Raw genomic sequence first — 18,938 nt, forward strand, 5'->3', positions numbered from 1 at the left:
TCGATTAAAGCGGTACGCCCAGACGGTTGGCGACTTCTTCGTAGGCTTCGATGACGTCACCCAGGCCCTGACGGAAGCGGTCCTTGTCCATTTTCTTGCCGGTGGCCTTGTCCCACAGGCGGCAGCCGTCCGGACTGAACTCGTCACCCAGGACGATGGTGCCGTCGTGGAAAACGCCGAATTCCAGTTTGAAGTCGACCAGCAGCAGGCCGGCGTCGTCGAACAGTTTGCTCAGGACTTCGTTGACCTTGAGCGACAGTTCTTTCATGCGAACCAGTTGCTCGGCGGTGCCCCAACCGAACGCCACGACGTGGGATTCGTTGATGAACGGGTCGCCCTTGGCGTCGTCTTTCAGGAACAGTTCGAAGGTGTAAGGGTTGAGCTTCATGCCCTCTTCAACACCCAGGCGCTTGACCAGGCTGCCAGCGGCGTAGTTACGCACAACGCATTCAACCGGGATCATGTCCAGTTTCTTCACCAGACACTCATTGTCGCCCAGCAGTTTGTCGAACTGGGTCGGCACACCGGCGGCTTCGAGTTTCTGCATGATGAAGGCATTGAACTTGTTGTTCACCATGCCTTTGCGGTCAAGCTGCTCGATGCGCTTGCCGTCGAACGCCGAAGTGTCGTTACGAAACAGCAGGATCAGACGGTTAGCGTCGTCGGTCTTGTAAACCGACTTGGCTTTGCCGCGGTAGAGTTCTTCACGTTTTTCCATGATGGGCTCCGCTTGCTAAGTAGATGGGCTAGGCGATATGTCGCCAGTCGAGCCCTGAATCTTGATCGGCCAATTGCAGCCAGTCCGGGTCGCACCCGAGGGTATCGACAAAACATTGCCGGGCCAGCTGCGGCAGGTTGTTCTTGCTGCTCAGATGGGCCAGGACCAGGTGTTGCAGGCCTTGCCAGCCCAACTCGGACACCAGGAATGCCGCCTGGTGGTTGTTCAAATGTCCCAGTTCACCGCCTACCCGTTGCTTGAGAAAATACGGGTAGTGACCGCGAGCCAGCATGTCACGGCAATGGTTGGCCTCGATCATCAACGCATCGAGGTCCCGATAACCGTCCAGCACCTTGTCGCAATACGAGCCGAGATCGGTCAACAGGCCGAAGCGCCGCTCACCATCACTGAAAACGTATTGCGTCGGTTCCTGCGCATCGTGGGCCACGGCAATGACACCAATGCTCAAGGCACCGATTTGCAGTTGCTCGCCACCGGCCAGAAGGCCTGCGGGTTCAATCGGTTTGCGCATCCCGCGCAAGGTCCCGCGACTGAGGTAGACAGGCAGATTGTAGCGCCGAGACAGCAAACCCACGCCATGCACGTGGTCGGCATGTTCGTGGGTCACTAGTATCGCGCTCAGCTGCGCAGGGTTCACACCCAGGCGCAGCAGGCGTTTTTCGGTTTCCCGCAGGGAGAAACCACAATCCACCAGCACATACGTTTCAGCGCTGGCTATCAGCGTGCCGTTCCCTTGGCTACCGCTGCCGAGAACGGCAAAACGCATTTGATCAGCCCAGGTTGTCCTGAATGACGCTCAACACTTTGCGCGCGACGTCAGCAGGCGCGACAGTGTTGATGTTTTTCTCGACGGTAACCTGAACGTTTTCGCCAACCTTGCTCAGGCGAACCTGATAACGCTCGGCGCGGGCTTCAACTTCTTCCTTGTTCGGCGCGCTGCCGAACAGGCTGCTGAAGAAGCCAGGCTTGTCGTCTTTCTTCTCGGCTTTTTCGGCCAGGTTGATGTAGTACAGGCCCAGGCTGCGGTTGATGTCCTCAACGCGCCACTCGCCTTGTTCCAGCGCACGACCGACGCTCGACCAGGCACGGTCCAGATCGGTACCGACGTTCAGCACCGGGTTGCCGCTACCGTCTTCGCTGAGGCTGACACGGCTTGGCGCATCGAAATCACGCGAAGCCAGCATGGAGACAGAACCGCCCTTCTCGGAGATGCGGCTCATGCTCGCCAGCATGTCGTCGACCAGTGCAGCATCGAGGCCTGTGTTGACCGAACGGTTGGTGAAAGCGACGTCGGCAGTGCTGCCGGCGGGACGCTCGGCGCTGACCACGTAGACTTCACTGGTATTACGCTGCACGCCCGGCTCGATACGTACCCGTACACGGGTTTCGCTGTCGGTGCTGACACCGGCAGCGCTCAGGCGCTTGGCCATGGCAGCAGACAGTTCGTCGGAACGCTGCCAGGTGGTGGTGAACTCACCGGTTTGCGGGCGCTGTTCATCCAGGCGGAAACCGTTGTCCTGGAAGAACTGAACAGCCACGGGCCAGATTTCGGCCGGAGGGTTCTGCGCCAGGATCGAGCGGGAGTCGCCGCTTTTTTGCAGCGAGTACGGGCTGGCATCGGCAGCGGCCGACAACGGCTGCGGACGAGGCACAACATACTCGCCCTTGGCGGTGTCGTCGGCGACGTTGCGCGGGATCGGCAACAGCGGATCCAGACGCTTGGCGGTGGTGATGTCGGGTGGCAGTTGCATCGGTGCAGTCTGTTGCGCTTCCAGGTAATCACTACCACGGTCACGGAAATAACCTTCCGGGCCCCAGATCCATCCGCAGCCACTGGTGCTGGAGATAATCAAGGCAAGTGCGGAAAGTCCGGCCATTCGCTTCATGCGTAGTACTTCCTCAATTAAACCAGGACGCTGCACTGGCGCAGGGCCGTGCGAAGCGTTTCATGACAAGGTGCGCTCAGCCAGGTCAGCGGCAGGCGAATGCCTTCCTGCATCAGGCCCATTTCAACCAAAGCCCACTTCACCGGAATCGGGTTGGCTTCAATGAACAGGTCTTTGTGCAGAGGCATCAGTTTTTCGTTGATTGCACGGGCGGTCGCGGCGTCGCCCTTGAGAGCGGCTTCGCACAGATCGGCCATTTCGCGCGGAGCGACGTTGGCGGTCACCGAGATGTTGCCCTTGCCGCCCAGCAGGATCAGCTCGACAGCGGTCGGATCATCACCGGACAGGACGATGAAATCCTTGCTGACGCCATCGAGGATGGCTTTGGCGCGTTTCAGATCGCCGGTCGCTTCCTTGATGCCGATGATGTTCGGCACGGTGGACAGGCGGATGACGGTCTCGGCCTGCATGTCGCAGGAAGTGCGGCCAGGAACGTTGTAGAGGATCTGAGGGATGTCGACGGCTTCGGCAATGTGCTTGAAGTGCTGGTACAGGCCTTCCTGGGTCGGCTTGTTGTAGTACGGCACGACCAGCAGGCAGGCGTCGGCGCCGGCCTCTTTGGCGTTACGGGTCAGCTCGACGGCTTCGCGAGTCGAGTTGGCGCCGGTACCGGCAATCACCGGAATGCGACCGTTGACCTGCTTGACCACGGCTTTGATGACGGCAATGTGTTCTTCGACATCAAGGGTTGCCGACTCGCCGGTAGTTCCGACTGCGACAATGGCATGGGTGCCGTTCTCGAGGTGGAAATCCACGAGCTTGCTGAGGCTGGCCCAGTCAAGACGCCCTTGTGCATCCATGGGTGTGACCAGTGCCACCATACTGCCCGCAATCATGAAACCGCTCCTGCCGGAAAAAGAGAGCGGTAATGGTACTGGCGCCAAGATGCTTGTACAAGCGAAGTACTGCGCTGCCGCCATTCCCCTTGGCGTCGCTTTTCGCTACCCTTCAGACTTTGATCGATACTGACAAGCTCGTACATCGGGTTTGAGCCTCCAATTTCGGCATCACAAGCCCCGTCCCAGCGTTGCCACCCTCCGCTCCTGCCATACTGGAGCACGTTGCAGCCTGCGCCCGGAGCTTTCTGAATCCGCATTCGCAGGCTCACTCCCGGCAGAACGAGCCGATAGAAGTACCGACCGCTCATCGCTTTAGGAATGCTGCATGTCCACCCCCACAGTTCGCGAACAATTCCTTGTCATCAGTGCCCTCGGCGCCAACCCCATGGAGCTGACCAACGTCCTGTGCCGTGCCAGCCATGAAAACCGCTGCGCCGTGGTCACCTCCCGCCTGACCCGTCATGGCGAGTGCAGTGCGCTGGTTCTCGAAGTCTCCGGCAGCTGGGATGCCCTGGCACGCCTGGAAGGCAGCCTGCCGGTATTGGCCAAACGGCACGCCTTTACCGTCAACGTGGTACGCAGCGCGGCTCTGGAGAATCGTCCCCAGGCCCTGCCTTATGTTGCTTATGTCAGTTCGGCCTACCGTTCCGACATCATCAACGAGTTGTGCCAGTTCTTCATGGATCACAACGTCGAGCTGGAAAACCTGACCTGCGACACGTATCAGGCACCGCAGACCGGCGGGACCATGCTCAATGCCACATTTACCGTGACGTTGCCGGCCGGCGTGCAAATCAGCTGGCTGCGCGATCAGTTCCTGGACTTCGCCGACGCGCTGAACCTGGATGCCCTGATCGAACCGTGGCGCCCACAGAACCCAATGTAAGGAAGCTTTTCATGGCCGTTGCCATCGACCAACCGGTTGCCGACTTCGAAGCACCCGCCACCAGCGGGCAGACCGTCAGCCTGGCGAACCTCAAAGGCAAGCAAGTGGTGATCTACTTCTATCCAAAGGACAGCACACCGGGCTGCACGACCCAGGGTCAGGGCTTTCGCGATCAACTGCAGGCTTTCAAAGCCGCCAATACCGAAGTGTTCGGGGTTTCTCGCGACAGCCTGAAGTCCCACGAGAACTTCAAGGCGAAGCAGGCGTTCACGTTCGAGCTGATCAGCGACAAGGAAGAAGCGCTTTGCCAGCTGTTCGACGTGATCAAGCTGAAGAAGCTTTACGGCAAGGAATACATGGGCGTGGATCGCAGTACATTCCTGATCGACAAGGATGGCGTCTTGCGTCAGGAATGGCGCGGCGTGAAAGTGCCGGGGCATGTTGATGCCGTGCTGGCTGCCGCTCAGGCGCTGAACAAGGCCTGATACCAAAAAGATCGCAGCCCATGGTCCTGCAAGAATAGAGTTCGTCGCCGTTTCTGCGCATCGAACCCAATCCCGCAGGCTGCGATCTTTTTTCGTTTCACCACAATTTACAGCAGTGGCGCCACGACCGGCTCCTTGCGCGGCCACGCGTCCAGCACCGCCTTGAACAGTGTCGCCAGGGGAATGGCAAAGAACACCCCCCAGAACCCCCACAGCCCGCCAAACAGCAGCACTGCACAGATGATCGCCACTGGGTGCAAGTTGACTGCCTCGGAGAACAGCAGCGGCACCAGTACGTTGCCATCCAGCGTCTGGATGATCCCGTACACCGCCATCAAGTAGATGAATTCATCGCTCCAGCCCCACTGGAACAGTGCAATCAGAAACACCGGCACGGTCACCACCACGGCGCCGACATAAGGCACCACTACCGAAATTCCCACCAGCAATGCCAACAGCGCCGCGTAGTTGAGTTCCAAAACAACGAAGGCGATGTAGGTCACGCCACCGCAAATGAAGATCTCGATGACCTTGCCGCGAATGTAGTTGGCGATCTGTCGGTTCATGTCATGGGCGACCCGGGTGATCAATGCCCGCTCGCGTGGCAAGTAGCCACGCACCCACTGGCCGATCATGGCTCTATCCTTCAGAAAGAAGAACACCAGGATCGGCACCAGGACCAGGTAGATCATGATATTCACGAGCAACGGCAGGCTCGATAGCGAGAACGTCAGTGCCCACTGGCCAAATTTTCCGATCTCGCCCCGCGCCGCTTCGATGGCCCGCAGCACCTGCTCGTCGGATACCAGATGCGGGTAACGCTCGGGCAACAACAACAATAGCGATTGCCACTTGGCGAGCATGCCCGGCAATTCATTGAACAACGTGATCAATTGATGCCAAAGCAGCGGCACGACCACCACGATGAATACCAGCAGCACCCCCATGAACAAGGCAAAAACCAGCCCCACCGCCACCCAGCCCGGCACGCGCATCCGTTCGAGCGCCACCACCAACCCTTGCATCAGGTAGGCCAGCACCATCCCGGCCAACACTGGCGCCAGCATGCCGCCCAGGGTGAGGACCGCGGTGAACGCAAGAAACAGCAGCACCGCCAACACCACTGCTTCTTCATCCGAGAAATAGCGCTGAATCCAGTCGCGTAACACTTTGAACATCAATAATCCTTAAGAACAAATGCCGCAGATTTCAGGCTTTTTTCAACCAGTAACGGTAAACGCCCGCCTCGTCTTCTTCACGAAGCAGCGTATGACCGGCCAATCGGGCAAAGGTGCGAAAGTCGCGCTGCGAGCCCGCATCGGTGGCAATGACCTTGAGTATCGCGCCACTGGCCATCCGATTGAGTTCCATCTTGGCCTTGAGCAACGGCAACGGACAATTCAGGCCGCTGGCGTCCAGCTCAACGTCATGGGCTACAGCATCGATCATTGCATCACTCCGGGTCGGGTAGTCGAGTTGCCTAGAATATCTGGTCGCAGGGCTGGTGTCCGGCTACAGTAAGCTCTTTGTCGACTAAGGCTTTGTGCATGACTTTTTTGCGCCCTACCCTGCTGACGCTCGCTTGCCTGCTCGCCTCACCGGGCTTCGCCGACGACCTGCCGTCACTCGGCGACGCCAGTTCTGCCATTGTCTCGCCGCAGCAGGAATACCAGCTGGGCCGTGCCTGGCTCGCGCTTTTGCGCAGCCAGGTGTCACAACTCAACGACCCGCAACTCAAGGACTACGTCGAATCCAGCGTTTATCGCCTGGTCGAAACCAGCCAGGTCAATGACCGGCGTCTTGAGTTCATCCTGATCAACAGTCCACAACTTAACGCTTTCGCAGCACCCGGCGGCATTGTCGGGGTCAACGGTGGTTTGTTCCTCAACGCCCAGAGCGAAGGCGAATACGCTTCGGTACTGGCGCACGAACTGGCTCACTTGTCGCAGCGCCACTTTGCCCGTGGCGTTGAAGCACAACAACGCATGCAAGTGCCGATGATGGCCGCGCTGCTGGCCGGTATCGTGATTGCCGCAGCCGGTGCCGGTGATGCCGGGATCGCGGCCATTGCGGGTACGCAGGCGGCGGCGATCCAGGAACAACGGCGCTTCTCTCGCCAGAACGAACAGGAAGCCGACCGTATCGGCATCCTCAACCTGGAAAAAGCCGGATACGATCCGCGCTCGATGCCCTCCATGTTTGAGCGCCTGGGGCGGCAGTACCGTTTTGATGCCAAGCCACCGGAATTCCTGCTGACTCACCCGGTTACTGAATCGCGGATCGCGGACACCCGCAACCGCGCCGAACAGGCGCCACAGGGTGGTATCGAAGACACCTTGCGTTATCAATTGATTCGCGCTCGCGTTCAATTGATCTATGAGGAAACGCCAGGTTTGGGTGCCAAGCGCTTCCGTGCCCAGCTGGATGAAAACCCGAAAAGCGATGTTGCTCGCTACGGCCTGGCCATCGCCCAGGTCAAGGGCGGCCAATTGAACGAGGCACGGGAAAATCTCAAGCTGTTGTTGGCCAAGGCGCCAAACGAGATCATCTACAACCTCGCGCAGATTGATCTGGATATCACCAACAATCGGCTGGCCGACGCGCAAACGCGGGTTGACCGGATGCTGACTCAATACCCCGGCAACTATCCACTGAACCAGGTGCGTGTCGATCTGCTGCTGAAACAAAACCGCGCCGCGGACGCCGAAAAAGCGCTGGAAGGCCTGCTCAAGTCACGCCCGGACGATCCGGACGTGTGGTATCAGGTGGCAGAAACGCGCGGCTTGTCGGGCAACATCATCGGCCTGCATCAGGCACGGGCCGAATACTTCGCGCTGGTCGGCGACTACCGCCAGGCCATCCAGCAACTGGACTTCGCCAAGCGCAAGGCTGGCACCAACTTCCCACTGTCGTCACGCATCGATGCCCGCCAGCGAGAGCTGATGGAGCAGGAGCGCATGATCAAGGACATGATGGGATAATTTGAAACCCGCATAAAAAAACCGCCTCTTTCGAGGCGGTTTTTTTGTTCAACCTGCAACCGGTTTATTCAGCCAGTTTGAAGGTGATGAAGCTGGCGCGCCCCTGACGCAATACACGCATCGACACCGAACGATTCTTCGGCAGCGCCTTGGCGATGTCAGTGAATTGCTTGGTGGACTCGATCGCCTGGTTGTTCAGGTGAGTAATGACATCACCCGGTTGCAGACCGATCATCGAGGCAGGACCTTCCTGCACTTCCTTGATCACCACGCCACTTTTGAGGTCGTAGGTTTTCTTCTGCTCCGCGGTCAACTCGACAACCGACACACCCAGGCGATTGCTGCTGCTCTCTGCACCAGACTTCGGCAATGCATCAAGTTCCTTGTCTTCATCAGGAATGGCTCCGACCGTCAGTTCGACGTTCTTGCGCTTACCCTCGCGGATCACTTCCAGATTAGCCTTGGACCCCGATTTCAGTGCACCCACCAGATGCGGCAGATCGGCGGACATGACGATCGGCTGACCGTTCATGCTCAGAATCACATCACCCACCTGCAGCCCACCCTTGGCAGCCGGACCGTCATCCTGGATCTGGGCAACCAGCGCACCGGCCGGTTTTTCCAGGCCGAACGACTCGGCCAGATCCTTGTTCACTTCCTGAATCACTACACCCAACCAGCCACGGCTGACTTTGCCGCCACTTTTGAGCTGATTGGAAACGTCCATGGCCACGTCGATTGGAATCGCGAACGACACGCCCATGAAACCACCGGAACGGGTGTAGATCTGTGAGTTGATGCCAACCACTTCCCCGTTGAGGTTGAACAACGGACCACCGGAGTTGCCCGGGTTGATCGGCACGTCGGTCTGAATGAACGGCACATAGTTTTCATTCGGCAGGCTACGACCGACGGCGCTGACGATGCCTTGAGTGACGGTGTGGTCAAAACCGAACGGCGAACCGATCGCCACAACCCATTGACCGGCCTTCAGATCCTGGGATTTGCCGAGTTTGAGAACCGGCAGATCCTTGCCCTCGATTTTCAGCAACGCCACGTCGGAGCGTGGATCAGTACCGACCAGTTTGGCTTTCATTTCACTGCGATCGGCAAGACGCACAAGAATTTCGTCAGCGTCAGCGATCACATGGTTGTTGGTCAGAATGTAGCCATCTGGCGAGATAATGAAACCCGAACCCAGGGATTGGGCTTCGCGCTGACGATCGCCGCGCGGCGATCGCGGTTGCGGCGGCATGCCGCGCTCGAAGAATTCGCGCAGCATTGGCGGCAAGCCTTCAAGGTCAGGCATCTGCTGGTTCACTTTACGATCCGGCAGCTTCTGCGTGGTACTGATGTTCACGACCGCGGGCGACGCCTGTTCAACCAGTTGCGTAAAGTCAGGCAATTCGACTGCTTGTGCAGCGACCGACTGACCGAGCACCAGCACGGTGGCAAAAATGGAAAGATAAGTCTTCAAGCGTGGTATCGACATACGGCTCCCGTTACGACGAGCATGGTTAAGCGATATGGATCAAGGAACACCGAGAAAGATACGCCGGTATTTTTGTTCCGGGAACAACAAACAAGGCCAGAGCCGAGGGGCTCTGACCTATAAAAAATTCTGGGGGGATTTGCAAACTGAAATGCTCACGAAACATTTCGACTGCAGCTCACTGCTTGGTTGCAGTGGCGTCGTTGCGCATGGACAAGGCTATCCGTTCAGCGGTGCCGACCGGAATTTCACCCACTACCGTAACCATCATTTCACCTTGCGCAGTGGTCAATCGCCGGGATACAGCCACCGTTGGCCCCAATTGAGTGCGGGTATCAGTGACGGCAGCGCCGTTCAATGGCTCAAGGAATACAGAAAAACGCGCCAGACCATCGTCATACATCAGGCTATTGACCTGGGTTTTGGTCTCGGGATCCTTGCGTACCGTGCTGCTGGTCAGCTCGAATCCGGGTGGCAACCAGTCTGAATGCCAGGCCTGGGCTGTCTTCACCGCCGAAGCCTTGTCACTGTCGAGGTTGACCGCCTTACAATCGCTGCCGGGCTGCAAATCGCGATCGGACGGAACATCAGCGGTGTCCAGTTGCGTGAACTGGAATCGCTCAAGCAGGCGCCCCTTGTCATCGAGCAACAACGACTTGAGTGGCAGCCCGGTTTCCTTGTCCAGGTGCAACTCAAAACCGTAGCGGTGCTGGTCGCGAGGCGTCAAAGACACAATTACCGCTGAACGCCCGGCAACACGCGACTTGCCGATAACAGCAAGGTCATACCAATTCTTGAGCTTTTGTGGATCAAGTGCACGAGCGGCGGAATTGGGAGAGTCCCCAAGCCCTGCTATCAGGGTGCCGCTGACACATTGTGTCTGACCATCAACGCGCACAACCTCCTGAGCCGATCCGTCGAGCTGGAGTAAACGCTCGCGGACTCTTCCATCATGGACGCGGTGCCAGATGTTATGGGTAGAAAAACTACCATTACGCTCATAGACGAAGGTACCGAAGAAGCTTTGCTGTTGCTCGGCCTGACCAAGACGGGTCAACCAGTCCTGGGCTTCATCGGCGTGGGCTGGAACAACGAACCAGCCACCGAGCAGAAGCGAAAGTAGAGGTTTGGCGCGCATGATCCTCCTTAACGGTTTTCCAGGCTTGCGGCACGAGCGTAAGGCAGAGCGCTCTCAGTGCCCTTCAATGCAGCCTGTTGAGCATGTTGGCGCAGGTAGCTTGGCAGACGCTGATCGTGCCAGCCTGGCTGACCCTGCAATACGCCGTTGGCCATTGGACCAGTGGCTTCCGAACTCTCATTGTAGCCTGCCAGAACAGCCGGGCCCTTGACTTGAGGAGCGGCCAGATTCTGTTGGCTGGACTGTTGAGCCAGTTCGACACCGGCGATCTCGTCCTGGTTGTACAGGCGAACGCCCGCCAGTACGGCAACCGTTACCGAAGCAGCGACAGCCAGACGACCCAGGCTGCGCCATGGACCACGAGTGGCTTTTGCCGGTACGGCTTCGTCAGCCAGGGCTGCCGAAACGGCCGCAGCAATGTCCAGACGTGGAAGCAGCAGATCCTTGTGCATTGCTGCCCGAGCGATCTGATAACGAGCCCACGTTTCACGAGTTTCAACATCGTCACAGGCACTGAGTACCCGACGCAATTCCAATTCGTCCGCTTCGTTATCCATCACTGCGGACAGCGATTCCTGCAGGGCTTCACGACTCATGGCGTTCCTCTCTTGGCTGTCGCCGCTGTCTTTAGTTTTCCTGCAACAACGGCTGCAGGGCTTTATCGATGGCCTCCCGGGCGCGGAAGATCCGGGAGCGCACGGTGCCCACCGGACATTGCATGACGCTCGCAATGTCCTCGTAACTCAGACCATCGAATTCACGTAAAGTTAAAGCCGTACGCAAATCTTCCGGCAGTTGCTGAATGGTTCGATGGACGGTGCCTTCGATCTCATCCCGCAGCAAAGCCCGTTCTGGCGACTCGAGATCCTTGAGGCCATGATCGCCATCGTAGAACTCTGCATCCTCGGAACTGACATCGCTATCCGGCGGCCGGCGGCCGCGTGAAACCAGATAGTTCTTCGCCGTGTTGATGGCGATGCGGTAAAGCCACGTATAAAACGCGCTGTCTCCGCGAAAATTTCCTAGTGCACGGTAGGCCTTGATAAAGGCTTCCTGTGCCACATCCTGGGCTTCATGGGTGTCGTGCACAAAACGCACGATCAACCCGAGAATTTTGTGCTGGTATTTCAGCACTAGCAGATCGAACGCTCGCTTGTCGCCGCGTTGAACGCGTTCGACCAGCTGCTGATCCTCTTCCTGGGTTAGCATGAACACTCCTCGATAAGCTCGAAGGAGGCTTGCACAACTAAACGTCCGGACTTGCAAACATAGACTCGGGCTTTTCGCAAAAGTTCTCCCCCTCCAGGCAAGTTTCCTGCGGGCTCTGATCGGCACGCACGAAAAACGCAGCGCGAGATTCCCCGGCTGCGCGAATAATCTTGTCATCGGTTTCGCCGGCAAGGATCCAAAGCAGATCCCGCGCTGAAGCCGACACTGTCCCTTGAATCAGGCAACCGTCTATTGATCTTGGGCCTTTGGCAAAAGTTCCAAATATTTATAGCTGCATGAACCGACATTGTGCGACCGTGCGGCGAAAAAGACTGTTAAATCCACGATACAGTTCAGTTGTCGCCAAATCGACCAAAAAAACATCCGACGAAGCGTCAGCTCTTTTCCATCACAGTAGTTTCACAATGCCATATAGGCTCGGCTATTGTGCCGATCCCCCCCTCTATATACTAGTGGGCTGTTCGCGAACCTGACTCGCCTGTCCAGTTGTCCAGCGCCTCCCTGACCCGGGTCGCTTTGAGCGGAATCCTGAAATGAGCCAACAGTTTCAACACGATGTTCTGGTAATTGGCAGCGGTGCTGCCGGCTTGAGCCTGGCGCTGACCTTGCCCGGTCATTTGCGCATCGCTGTCCTGAGCAAAGGCGACCTCGCCAATGGCTCGACATTCTGGGCGCAGGGCGGTGTCGCTGCGGTACTGGATGACACCGATACCGTCGAGTCCCATGTCGATGACACCCTGAATGCCGGCGGCGGCTTGTGTCACGAAGACGCCGTACGCTTCACTGTCGAGCACAGTAAAGAGGCGATTCAATGGCTGATCGACCAAGGCGTACCCTTTACTCGTGATGAGCAATCGACTGTTGAGGACGGCGGATTCGAGTTCCATCTGACCCGCGAAGGTGGACACAGTCATCGACGTATCATCCACGCCGCCGATGCTACCGGTGCGGCGATTTTCAGAACCTTGCTGACCCAGGCCAGGCAACGGCCGAACATTGAACTGCTGGAACAGCGCGTCGCCGTCGATCTGATCACCGAAAAACGCCTGGGCCTTGAAGGCGACCGTTGCCTGGGCGCTTACGTGCTCAATCGTGGTACCGGAGAAGTCGATACCTATGGCGCCCGTTTCGTGATCCTCGCGTCCGGTGGCGCAGCCAAGGTCTACCTCTATACCAGCAACCCCGATGGTGCCTGTGGTGATGGCATTGCCATGGCCTGGCGCTCGGGATGCCGGGTGGCGAACCTGGAGTTCAACCAGTTCCACCCGACTTGTCTGTACCACCCGCAGGCCAAGAGTTTCCTGATCACCGAAGCCCTTCGCGGCGAAGGCGCGCACTTGAAGCTGCCTAATGGCGAACGCTTCATGCAGCGATTCGATCCCCGCGCCGAATTGGCGCCCCGGGACATCGTCGCACGGGCCATCGACCATGAGATGAAACGCCTGGGCATTGACTGCGTATACCTGGACATCAGCCACAAATCAGAAGACTTCATCAAGACGCACTTCCCGACTGTCTACGAGCGTTGCCTGGAGTTTTCCATCGACATCACCAAGCAACCGATCCCGGTGGTTCCGGCCGCGCATTACACTTGCGGCGGCGTTATGGTCGACCAGCAAGGTCGCACCGACGTACCCGGGCTGTACGCGATTGGCGAAACCAGCTTCACCGGCCTGCATGGCGCCAACCGCATGGCCAGCAACTCGCTGCTGGAGTGCTTTGTCTACGCGCGCTCGGCGGCTGCGGACATCATTGAGCAGTTGCCGCAGATTTCTGCCCCCATCGCCCTGCCCGCCTGGGATGCGAGCCAGGTAACGGATTCCGATGAAGACGTGATCATTGCGCACAACTGGGATGAGTTGCGTCGGTTCATGTGGGACTACGTCGGCATTGTGCGCACCAACAAGCGTCTGCAACGGGCCCAGCACCGGGTGCGGTTGCTGCTCGATGAAATCGACGAGTTCTACAGCAACTATAAAGTCAGCCGCGACCTGATCGAGTTGCGCAACCTGGCTCAGGTGGCCGAATTGATGATTCTGTCAGCCATGGAGCGTAAAGAAAGTCGCGGTCTGCATTACACCCTCGACTATCCGAACATGTTGCCAGTGGCGCTGGACACTATTCTGGTGCCGCCCACCTACGCCGACTGAATTTGAGCCGAACCCGCAGGCGTCGGTGTATATCCGCCGCCTGCGAATCCCGGGGTACGCAAATGGCCCGGATCCGTCGCTCACCTTGCAGGCGAAAACGCAGCACCACCACCCAGGGCAGTGCCAAACTATCGGGCCGCAGCTGCACCGATTGCCACCCCGCCGCCCGATTCCATAACTGCCAGCCATCGGCATCGCGACGCAAGCCCAAAAACGCTTGTGGGTGTGTCAGCAGAATCTGGCGTGGCAGTACCCGAATGCCATGGAGCAGGCAGCACAAAGCACCCGACAGACTGGCCCAGAGCGGTAATTCAAGAAGAAGCAACGAACCCAGTGCGAACAACTGGGCAAAAACGTAAGCCGCCAGCAACTGCCGCGAGGCATGCCAGCGGCATTCGAAAGAATTACTTGGGCTGGACACGATCCAGGATCATGCGAACCATGCGCTGAAGCTCCGGATCTTCCGATTCGTTGCGCTCCATGAACCAGCCGAACATGTCCTGATCCTCGCATTCCAGCAAGCGGACGTACAACGCACGATCCACCTCGTTCAGACTTGCGTAAACCTCTTTCACAAACGGCACCAGCAACACGTCAAGTTCAAGCATGCCGCGGCGGCTGTGCCAGTAGAGGCGATTCAGTTCAACATCTTCGACCATGGAGCGCTCCTCAAATAGGCCGCAAGTATACAGCCCCGCGCTTCGCCGAACAGTCGGCTTTGGTCGGGCACCAGCGATCCTTTGTGAACTACCCATTTCGAAGGCGCCCCCTTATCATGTCCTCCAGACTCTTTAACCCTGCGATGACCCATGGCCGATTCTGCTTTTTTCTGCACGCTGTCTCATGAAGGTGTTCTGGCGGTCCGCGGCGCGGACGCCGGCAAGTTCCTGCAAGGCCAATTGACCTGCAACCTCAATTACCTGAGCGACACACAGTCCAGCCTCGGCGCGCGCTGTACCCAGAAAGGCCGGATGCAATCGAGCTTCCGTATCCTGCTCGAAGGTGACGGCGTGTTGCTGGCCATGGCCAGTGAATTGCTGGAACCTCAACTGGCGGACCTGAAAAAATACGCTGTGTTCTCCAAGTCCAAGCTGACTGACGAAAGTGCTGCCTGGATTCGTTTCGGCATCGAGCATGGCGATGCTGCAATAAAGAGCCTCGGACTTGACCTGCCGGCAGAAACCGACAGTGTTGTGCGTCACGACGGTTTGATCGCCATTCGCATTTCACCCGAGCGTGCCGAACTCTGGGTCGCTGCCGATCAAGCCGACAGCATCAAGGGCAAGCTGTCCGCCATGCTGGCCGAAAGCGACTTGAATCAGTGGCTGCTGGGCCAGGTCCGTGCAGGGATCGGCCAGGTCATGCCCGGTACCCGCGAGCTGTTCATTCCGCAGATGCTCAATCTGCAAGCTGTCGGTGGCGTGAGTTTCAAAAAAGGCTGTTACACCGGTCAGGAAATCGTTGCCCGGATGCAGTACCTGGGCAAACTCAAGCGTCGACTCTATCGCGTGAAACTGGATGCCAGCGACCTGCCTGAGCCCGGTACCCAACTGTTCTCCCCAAGTCACAACAGTTCAATCGGTGAAGTGGTGCTGGCAGCCCGTGGCGAAAACCACATTGAACTGTTGGCCGTATTGCAAGCCGAAGCTGCAGAAGGTGGCGATATTCATGTGGGTGCAATTGACGGCCCTGCGCTGCACTTGCTCGACCTGCCTTATCAACTGGACCGTGACCGCGAAATCCAGCGTTGAACGCAGTACTTTTTTGCGACACCTAGAGAAACTAAATGATTGAGCTGGCGGAAAAGGTCCAACAGGATTTGGTTGAGGCCATCGATAACGATGACCTGGTTCTGCCGACATTACCGGAAGTGGCGTTGCAGATTCGCAAGGCCGCTGAAGACCCGGAAATCAGTATCAGCAGTTTGAGCAAAGTCATCGGCCGTGATACGGCGCTGTCGGCGCGCCTGATCAAAGTGGTCAACAGCCCGCTGCTACGCGCAACCCAGGAAGTCACTGATCTGCACACGGCAATCACCCGCCTGGGCATCAACTACAGCAGCAATCTGGCGATTGGCCTGGTCATGGAGCAGATTTTCCATGCCCGCTCCGAGGTGGTGGAACAGAAAATGCGCGATGTCTGGCGCAAGAGCCTGGAAATCGCCGGCGTCAGCTATGCGCTGTGCCGCAGCTACACCCAGCTCAAACCCGATCAGGCAGCCCTTGGCGGACTGGTGCATCAAATCGGTGTGTTGCCGATCCTGACGTATGCCGAAGACCACTACGAACTCTTGTCCGATCCGGTCAGCCTCAACCATGTGATCGAGCGCATTCATCCGCTGCTCGGCGACAAACTTCTGAGGGTCTGGGAGTTTCCGGAATTGCTGGTACAGGTGCCACTGCTGTATCAGAACTTCAAGCGCCAATCAGCCCAGATCGATTATGTCGACTTGGTGCAAGTTGCCAGCCTGTATTGCCACAAAGATACCGATCACCCGATTTCACGCATCGATCCTTTCAGCGTTCCGGCCTTCGTCAAACTCGGGATCGATCCGGACAACAAGGCTATGTGCGCTGATTTGGAAGAAACGCGCTCGATGTTTTATTGAAAGCTGCGCGGGCAAGCCTCACTCCTACACGATTTCCACCGTCTTGCAGGAGCGAGGTTTGCCCGCGAACACTCCAGAACAGATGCCATCACTCCCCGGCAATGAAACTCACCCGAACTTTCAACCCTGCATGCTCACCATCATGCAGGCTGATCTGCGCCAGGTGTGCGCGACAGATCTCGCCGACAATCGCCAGTCCCAAACCTGATCCGGCCACTTGCTGGTTGCGTCGATAAAAACGTTCGAATACTCGCTCGCGCTCAGCCAGCGGTATTCCGGGGCCATCGTCCTCGACTTCCAGTACCGCTGGTGCCGAGACTCTCAAAATAACGTTGCCGCCCGGCGGCGTGTGGGCCAGTGCGTTGTCCACCAGATTGCTCAACAACTCGTTAAGCAGGGTCGGCTCCCCACGCAACCAGACCGGCTCGTCCGCCTCCAGCGCCAGCGCTACGCCGCGTTTGTGGGCCAGCGGCGCCATGGCCATGCCAAGCTCTCGCGCCAATTGACTGAGATCGAGCAATTGCGCGCCGCCCTCGGCAATCGCCCGGGCACCGTTTTCGACCCGCGCCAGCGAGAGCAGTTGGTTAGCCAGATGAGTCAGGCGATCTGTGCCCTGCGCCGCGGTTTCCAGTGTGCTGCGCCAGGTTTGTGGCTCGTCCGAACGCAAGCCCAGCTCAAGCCGCGCCTTGAGCGCCGCCAACGGGGTGCGCAGCTCATGGGCGGCATCGGCAATGAATTGCGCCTGACGCTCGAATTGTCCACGCAGACGTTCGGTAAAGTGATTGAGCGCACGCACCAACGGCCACAATTCGCGTTGCACTTCAACCAGCGGCAACGGCCGCAGATCATCGGGCTGACGCTCCTCGACCGCCGTGCGCAAGCGCTCCAGCGGACGCAGTGCGGCGCTCACCGCGAACCAGACGATCATCAGCGCCCCGACGGCCAACATGCCCAGACGCAGCAAAGTGTCTGCCGCCAGGCTGCGAGCCATGCTTACCCGCGCTTCATCGGTTTCCGCCACGCGGATTTCCGCCATGCCGTTCATGTTAGGTTCGCTGACAGCCTTGAGCAGGCTGACGACCCGCACGTTCTGCCCCCGATACGTCGCGTTATAGAACCGCGCCAGCGCCGGGTAATCATCGGTGCGCGGGGTTCCGGGCGGAGGAGCCGGAAGGTTTTCGTAGCCGGAAATCAGGTTTTGATGGATATCGTTGACCAAATAGAAAATCCGCCCGGCACTGTCGTAGGCGAAGGTGTCGAGGGCCACGTAGGGCACGTCGAGACTCAGAGAGCCATCGCGCTCGGAGAGACCCGCAGCGATGGTCCGCGCCGAGGCCAGCAGCGTTCGGTCATAGGCGGTATCGGCGGCCTCGCGACCGTTCCAGTACGCGCTCAAACCACTGGCCAGCATCAATACCACCAGCAGCAATGCCAGATTCCACAGCAACCGCCAGCGCAGACTGCTGGGTTTATGCATCGCGGCTTTCCAGCAAATAGCCGAGGCCGCGGAAGGTCACGATGGCAACCGGTTGGCCGTCGAGTTTTTTGCGCAAACGGTGCACATAGATTTCGATGGCGTCGGGGCTGGCCTCTTCGTCGAGGCCGAACACCTGGGAGGCCAGTTGCTCCTTGCTCATCACCCGCCCCGGACGGGCGATCAGTGCCTCAAGCACAGCTTGCTCGCGCGAGGTCAGGGTCAGCAGCTCCTCGGCGAGCGTGAAGCGCCGGGTCTCCAGATCGTAGGCCAGCACGCCGCAGCGTTGCAGGCGTTCACCACCCAGCACACTGCGGCGCAGCAGGGCCTTGACCCGCGCTTCGAGCTCGGTCAACTCGAACGGTTTGGCCAGGTAATCATCGGCGCCAAGGTTGAGGCCATGCACCCGATCCTTCACGTCGCTGCGCGCCGTCAGCATCAACACCGGCAGATTCTTGCCCCTTGCGCGCAAGCGTGCGAGGACTTCGAAGCCGTCCATGCGCGGCAATCCGACATCGAGGATCGCCATGGCGTATTCCTCGCTGCCCAACGCCAGATCGGCCGCCACGCCGTCGTGCAGCACATCCACGGTCAAACCGGTGCTCTTGAGCGCCTGGGCGACACTTTCGGCGAGCTGCAGATGGTCTTCGACGAGCAGAACACGCATGGATCTTTTCCTCATTCAGGGATGGTCGACACCATTCTTTGGCGCGGAGTTTACAGCGGCATCCGTCGCTGTGAAGCCTGAACAACCGTGAAAGTCTTCTGAAAGGTTAGCGAAAGGTTGGGCCGTTAGAGTCGGGCGACGGATGGTTTCGTCTGCCTGCCATCCAATCGTGCTTTGAAATGTAGCTCCCGAAAAACGCCTCGATGCGTTTTCGACAATAAGAACAATAACCGAGGTACCCAATCATGTTGTCGAACCAACATCAGGCTTGCACGCCCCGCCCCATCGCTCACTCCCCATCGT

20 protein-coding genes are annotated in these 18,938 nt (G+C 58.4%); 6 read left to right on the forward strand and 14 right to left on the reverse strand.

Annotation, left to right across the window (positions count from 1 at the left end):
* Positions 1 to 4: 4 nt before the first annotated feature.
* From purC to dapA, 4 genes are read right to left on the reverse strand one after another with little or no spacing between them, the layout of a single operon-like run.
* A complete protein-coding gene (gene purC / locus ASD60_RS22070; RefSeq protein ID WP_047526793.1) occupies positions 5 to 718 on the reverse strand; it encodes a phosphoribosylaminoimidazolesuccinocarboxamide synthase in 714 nt (237 codons plus the stop codon).
* A gap of 28 nt (positions 719 to 746) precedes the next feature.
* The gene (locus tag ASD60_RS22075) at positions 747 to 1,505 is read right to left on the reverse strand and encodes an MBL fold metallo-hydrolase (protein ID WP_056856010.1); all 759 of its coding nucleotides are present in this window, start codon (positions 1,503 to 1,505) and stop codon (positions 747 to 749) included.
* A 4-nt stretch (positions 1,506 to 1,509) separates the two neighbouring features.
* Positions 1,510 to 2,625, reverse strand: coding sequence for an outer membrane protein assembly factor BamC (gene bamC, locus ASD60_RS22080; protein WP_056856011.1), 1,116 nt, complete (start codon positions 2,623 to 2,625; stop codon positions 1,510 to 1,512).
* A gap of 17 nt (positions 2,626 to 2,642) precedes the next feature.
* Positions 2,643 to 3,521, reverse strand: a complete 879-nt coding sequence (gene dapA, locus ASD60_RS22085) for a 4-hydroxy-tetrahydrodipicolinate synthase (protein WP_056856012.1) — start codon at positions 3,519 to 3,521, stop codon at positions 2,643 to 2,645.
* Between the two features lie 328 nt (positions 3,522 to 3,849).
* Between dapA and ASD60_RS22090 the strand changes: the two genes are divergently transcribed.
* Positions 3,850 to 4,410, forward strand: coding sequence for a glycine cleavage system protein R (locus ASD60_RS22090; RefSeq protein ID WP_056856013.1), 561 nt, complete (start codon positions 3,850 to 3,852; stop codon positions 4,408 to 4,410).
* A gap of 11 nt (positions 4,411 to 4,421) precedes the next feature.
* Positions 4,422 to 4,895 carry a peroxiredoxin gene (locus ASD60_RS22095; RefSeq protein ID WP_056856014.1) on the forward strand — a complete coding sequence of 158 codons (474 nt, stop codon included), beginning with the start codon at positions 4,422 to 4,424 and terminating at the stop codon, positions 4,893 to 4,895.
* 107 nt (positions 4,896 to 5,002) lie between these two features.
* Here ASD60_RS22095 and ASD60_RS22100 read toward each other — a convergent pair whose 3' ends face one another.
* Both ASD60_RS22100 and ASD60_RS22105 read right to left on the reverse strand, forming a co-directional pair.
* Complete coding sequence (locus ASD60_RS22100; protein ID WP_056856015.1) at positions 5,003 to 6,073, reverse strand: AI-2E family transporter; 1,071 nt, start codon at positions 6,071 to 6,073, stop codon at positions 5,003 to 5,005.
* A gap of 31 nt (positions 6,074 to 6,104) precedes the next feature.
* Entirely contained in the window at positions 6,105 to 6,344 is a 240-nt protein-coding gene (locus ASD60_RS22105) for a sulfurtransferase TusA family protein (protein ID WP_056856016.1), read from the reverse strand.
* Positions 6,345 to 6,442: 98 nt separating this feature from the next.
* Between ASD60_RS22105 and ASD60_RS22110 the strand changes: the two genes are divergently transcribed.
* Positions 6,443 to 7,876 carry a M48 family metalloprotease gene (locus tag ASD60_RS22110; protein ID WP_056856017.1) on the forward strand — a complete coding sequence of 478 codons (1,434 nt, stop codon included), beginning with the start codon at positions 6,443 to 6,445 and terminating at the stop codon, positions 7,874 to 7,876.
* A 64-nt stretch (positions 7,877 to 7,940) separates the two neighbouring features.
* Here the strand turns inward: ASD60_RS22110 and ASD60_RS22115 are convergent, their stop codons facing one another.
* The 4 genes from ASD60_RS22115 to rpoE form a co-directional block, all read right to left on the reverse strand.
* A complete protein-coding gene (locus ASD60_RS22115; protein ID WP_056856018.1) occupies positions 7,941 to 9,368 on the reverse strand; it encodes a DegQ family serine endoprotease in 1,428 nt (475 codons plus the stop codon).
* A gap of 178 nt (positions 9,369 to 9,546) precedes the next feature.
* Complete coding sequence (locus ASD60_RS22120) at positions 9,547 to 10,506, reverse strand: MucB/RseB C-terminal domain-containing protein (RefSeq protein ID WP_056856019.1); 960 nt, start codon at positions 10,504 to 10,506, stop codon at positions 9,547 to 9,549.
* 8 nt (positions 10,507 to 10,514) lie between these two features.
* A complete protein-coding gene (locus tag ASD60_RS22125) occupies positions 10,515 to 11,102 on the reverse strand; it encodes a sigma-E factor negative regulatory protein (RefSeq protein ID WP_056856020.1) in 588 nt (195 codons plus the stop codon).
* Positions 11,103 to 11,133: 31 nt separating this feature from the next.
* Entirely contained in the window at positions 11,134 to 11,715 is a 582-nt protein-coding gene (gene rpoE, locus ASD60_RS22130; protein WP_003172477.1) for an RNA polymerase sigma factor RpoE, read from the reverse strand.
* A gap of 554 nt (positions 11,716 to 12,269) precedes the next feature.
* On the opposite strand from rpoE, the gene nadB reads away from it, so the two are divergent.
* Positions 12,270 to 13,886, forward strand: coding sequence for an L-aspartate oxidase (gene nadB, locus ASD60_RS22135; protein WP_056856021.1), 1,617 nt, complete (start codon positions 12,270 to 12,272; stop codon positions 13,884 to 13,886).
* Here the strand turns inward: nadB and ASD60_RS28505 are convergent.
* Both ASD60_RS28505 and ASD60_RS22140 read right to left on the reverse strand, forming a co-directional pair.
* Positions 13,855 to 14,307 (reverse strand): protein YgfX, encoded by a 453-nt coding sequence (locus tag ASD60_RS28505; RefSeq protein ID WP_082557647.1) that lies wholly within the window; start codon positions 14,305 to 14,307, stop codon positions 13,855 to 13,857. The genes nadB and ASD60_RS28505 overlap by 32 nt on opposite strands.
* The gene (locus ASD60_RS22140; RefSeq protein ID WP_056856022.1) at positions 14,291 to 14,545 is read right to left on the reverse strand and encodes an FAD assembly factor SdhE; all 255 of its coding nucleotides are present in this window, start codon (positions 14,543 to 14,545) and stop codon (positions 14,291 to 14,293) included. Before ASD60_RS22140 ends, ASD60_RS28505 begins: the two co-directional genes overlap by 17 nt.
* 150 nt (positions 14,546 to 14,695) lie before the next feature.
* On the opposite strand from ASD60_RS22140, the gene ygfZ reads away from it, so the two are divergent.
* Entirely contained in the window at positions 14,696 to 15,637 is a 942-nt protein-coding gene (ygfZ, locus tag ASD60_RS22145; protein WP_056856023.1) for a CAF17-like 4Fe-4S cluster assembly/insertion protein YgfZ, read from the forward strand.
* A 35-nt stretch (positions 15,638 to 15,672) separates the two neighbouring features.
* Positions 15,673 to 16,494, forward strand: coding sequence for an HDOD domain-containing protein (locus tag ASD60_RS22150; protein WP_056856024.1), 822 nt, complete (start codon positions 15,673 to 15,675; stop codon positions 16,492 to 16,494).
* A gap of 88 nt (positions 16,495 to 16,582) precedes the next feature.
* On the opposite strand, the gene ASD60_RS22155 is transcribed toward ASD60_RS22150, so the two are convergent.
* Positions 16,583 to 17,971: a sensor histidine kinase gene (locus ASD60_RS22155; RefSeq protein ID WP_056856025.1), complete on the reverse strand. Its 1,389-nt coding sequence runs from the start codon at positions 17,969 to 17,971 to the stop codon at positions 16,583 to 16,585.
* On the reverse strand, positions 17,964 to 18,635 hold the full coding sequence (locus ASD60_RS22160) for a response regulator (protein ID WP_056856026.1): 672 nt from the start codon (positions 18,633 to 18,635) through the stop codon (positions 17,964 to 17,966). The genes ASD60_RS22155 and ASD60_RS22160 overlap by 8 nt, the downstream gene beginning before the upstream one ends.
* Between the last annotated feature and the right edge of the window lie 303 nt (positions 18,636 to 18,938).

The sequence above is a fragment of the Pseudomonas sp. Root562 genome (genome assembly GCF_001427125.1).
Lineage (GTDB): Bacteria > Pseudomonadota > Gammaproteobacteria > Pseudomonadales > Pseudomonadaceae > Aquipseudomonas.

Coding starts and splice junctions, on each gene's coding strand:
- ASD60_RS22075 (WP_056856010.1), bottom strand. CDS start 1,505: ATGCGTTTTGCCGTTCTCGGCAGCGGTAGCCAAGGGAACGGCACGCTG.
- ASD60_RS22095 (WP_056856014.1), top strand. CDS start 4,422: ATGGCCGTTGCCATCGACCAACCGGTTGCCGACTTCGAAGCACCCGCC.
- ASD60_RS22120 (WP_056856019.1), bottom strand. CDS start 10,506: ATGCGCGCCAAACCTCTACTTTCGCTTCTGCTCGGTGGCTGGTTCGTT.
- ASD60_RS22100 (WP_056856015.1), bottom strand. CDS start 6,073: ATGTTCAAAGTGTTACGCGACTGGATTCAGCGCTATTTCTCGGATGAA.
- ASD60_RS22110 (WP_056856017.1), top strand. CDS start 6,443: ATGACTTTTTTGCGCCCTACCCTGCTGACGCTCGCTTGCCTGCTCGCC.
- ASD60_RS22160 (WP_056856026.1), bottom strand. CDS start 18,635: ATGCGTGTTCTGCTCGTCGAAGACCATCTGCAGCTCGCCGAAAGTGTC.
- ASD60_RS22115 (WP_056856018.1), bottom strand. CDS start 9,368: ATGTCGATACCACGCTTGAAGACTTATCTTTCCATTTTTGCCACCGTG.
- ASD60_RS22155 (WP_056856025.1), bottom strand. CDS start 17,971: ATGCATAAACCCAGCAGTCTGCGCTGGCGGTTGCTGTGGAATCTGGCA.
- dapA (WP_056856012.1), bottom strand. CDS start 3,521: ATGATTGCGGGCAGTATGGTGGCACTGGTCACACCCATGGATGCACAA.
- purC (WP_047526793.1), bottom strand. CDS start 718: ATGGAAAAACGTGAAGAACTCTACCGCGGCAAAGCCAAGTCGGTTTAC.
- nadB (WP_056856021.1), top strand. CDS start 12,270: ATGAGCCAACAGTTTCAACACGATGTTCTGGTAATTGGCAGCGGTGCT.
- ASD60_RS22140 (WP_056856022.1), bottom strand. CDS start 14,545: ATGGTCGAAGATGTTGAACTGAATCGCCTCTACTGGCACAGCCGCCGC.
- ASD60_RS22090 (WP_056856013.1), top strand. CDS start 3,850: ATGTCCACCCCCACAGTTCGCGAACAATTCCTTGTCATCAGTGCCCTC.
- ASD60_RS22125 (WP_056856020.1), bottom strand. CDS start 11,102: ATGAGTCGTGAAGCCCTGCAGGAATCGCTGTCCGCAGTGATGGATAAC.
- bamC (WP_056856011.1), bottom strand. CDS start 2,625: ATGAAGCGAATGGCCGGACTTTCCGCACTTGCCTTGATTATCTCCAGC.
- ASD60_RS22105 (WP_056856016.1), bottom strand. CDS start 6,344: ATGATCGATGCTGTAGCCCATGACGTTGAGCTGGACGCCAGCGGCCTG.
- rpoE (WP_003172477.1), bottom strand. CDS start 11,715: ATGCTAACCCAGGAAGAGGATCAGCAGCTGGTCGAACGCGTTCAACGC.
- ASD60_RS22150 (WP_056856024.1), top strand. CDS start 15,673: ATGATTGAGCTGGCGGAAAAGGTCCAACAGGATTTGGTTGAGGCCATC.
- ygfZ (WP_056856023.1), top strand. CDS start 14,696: ATGGCCGATTCTGCTTTTTTCTGCACGCTGTCTCATGAAGGTGTTCTG.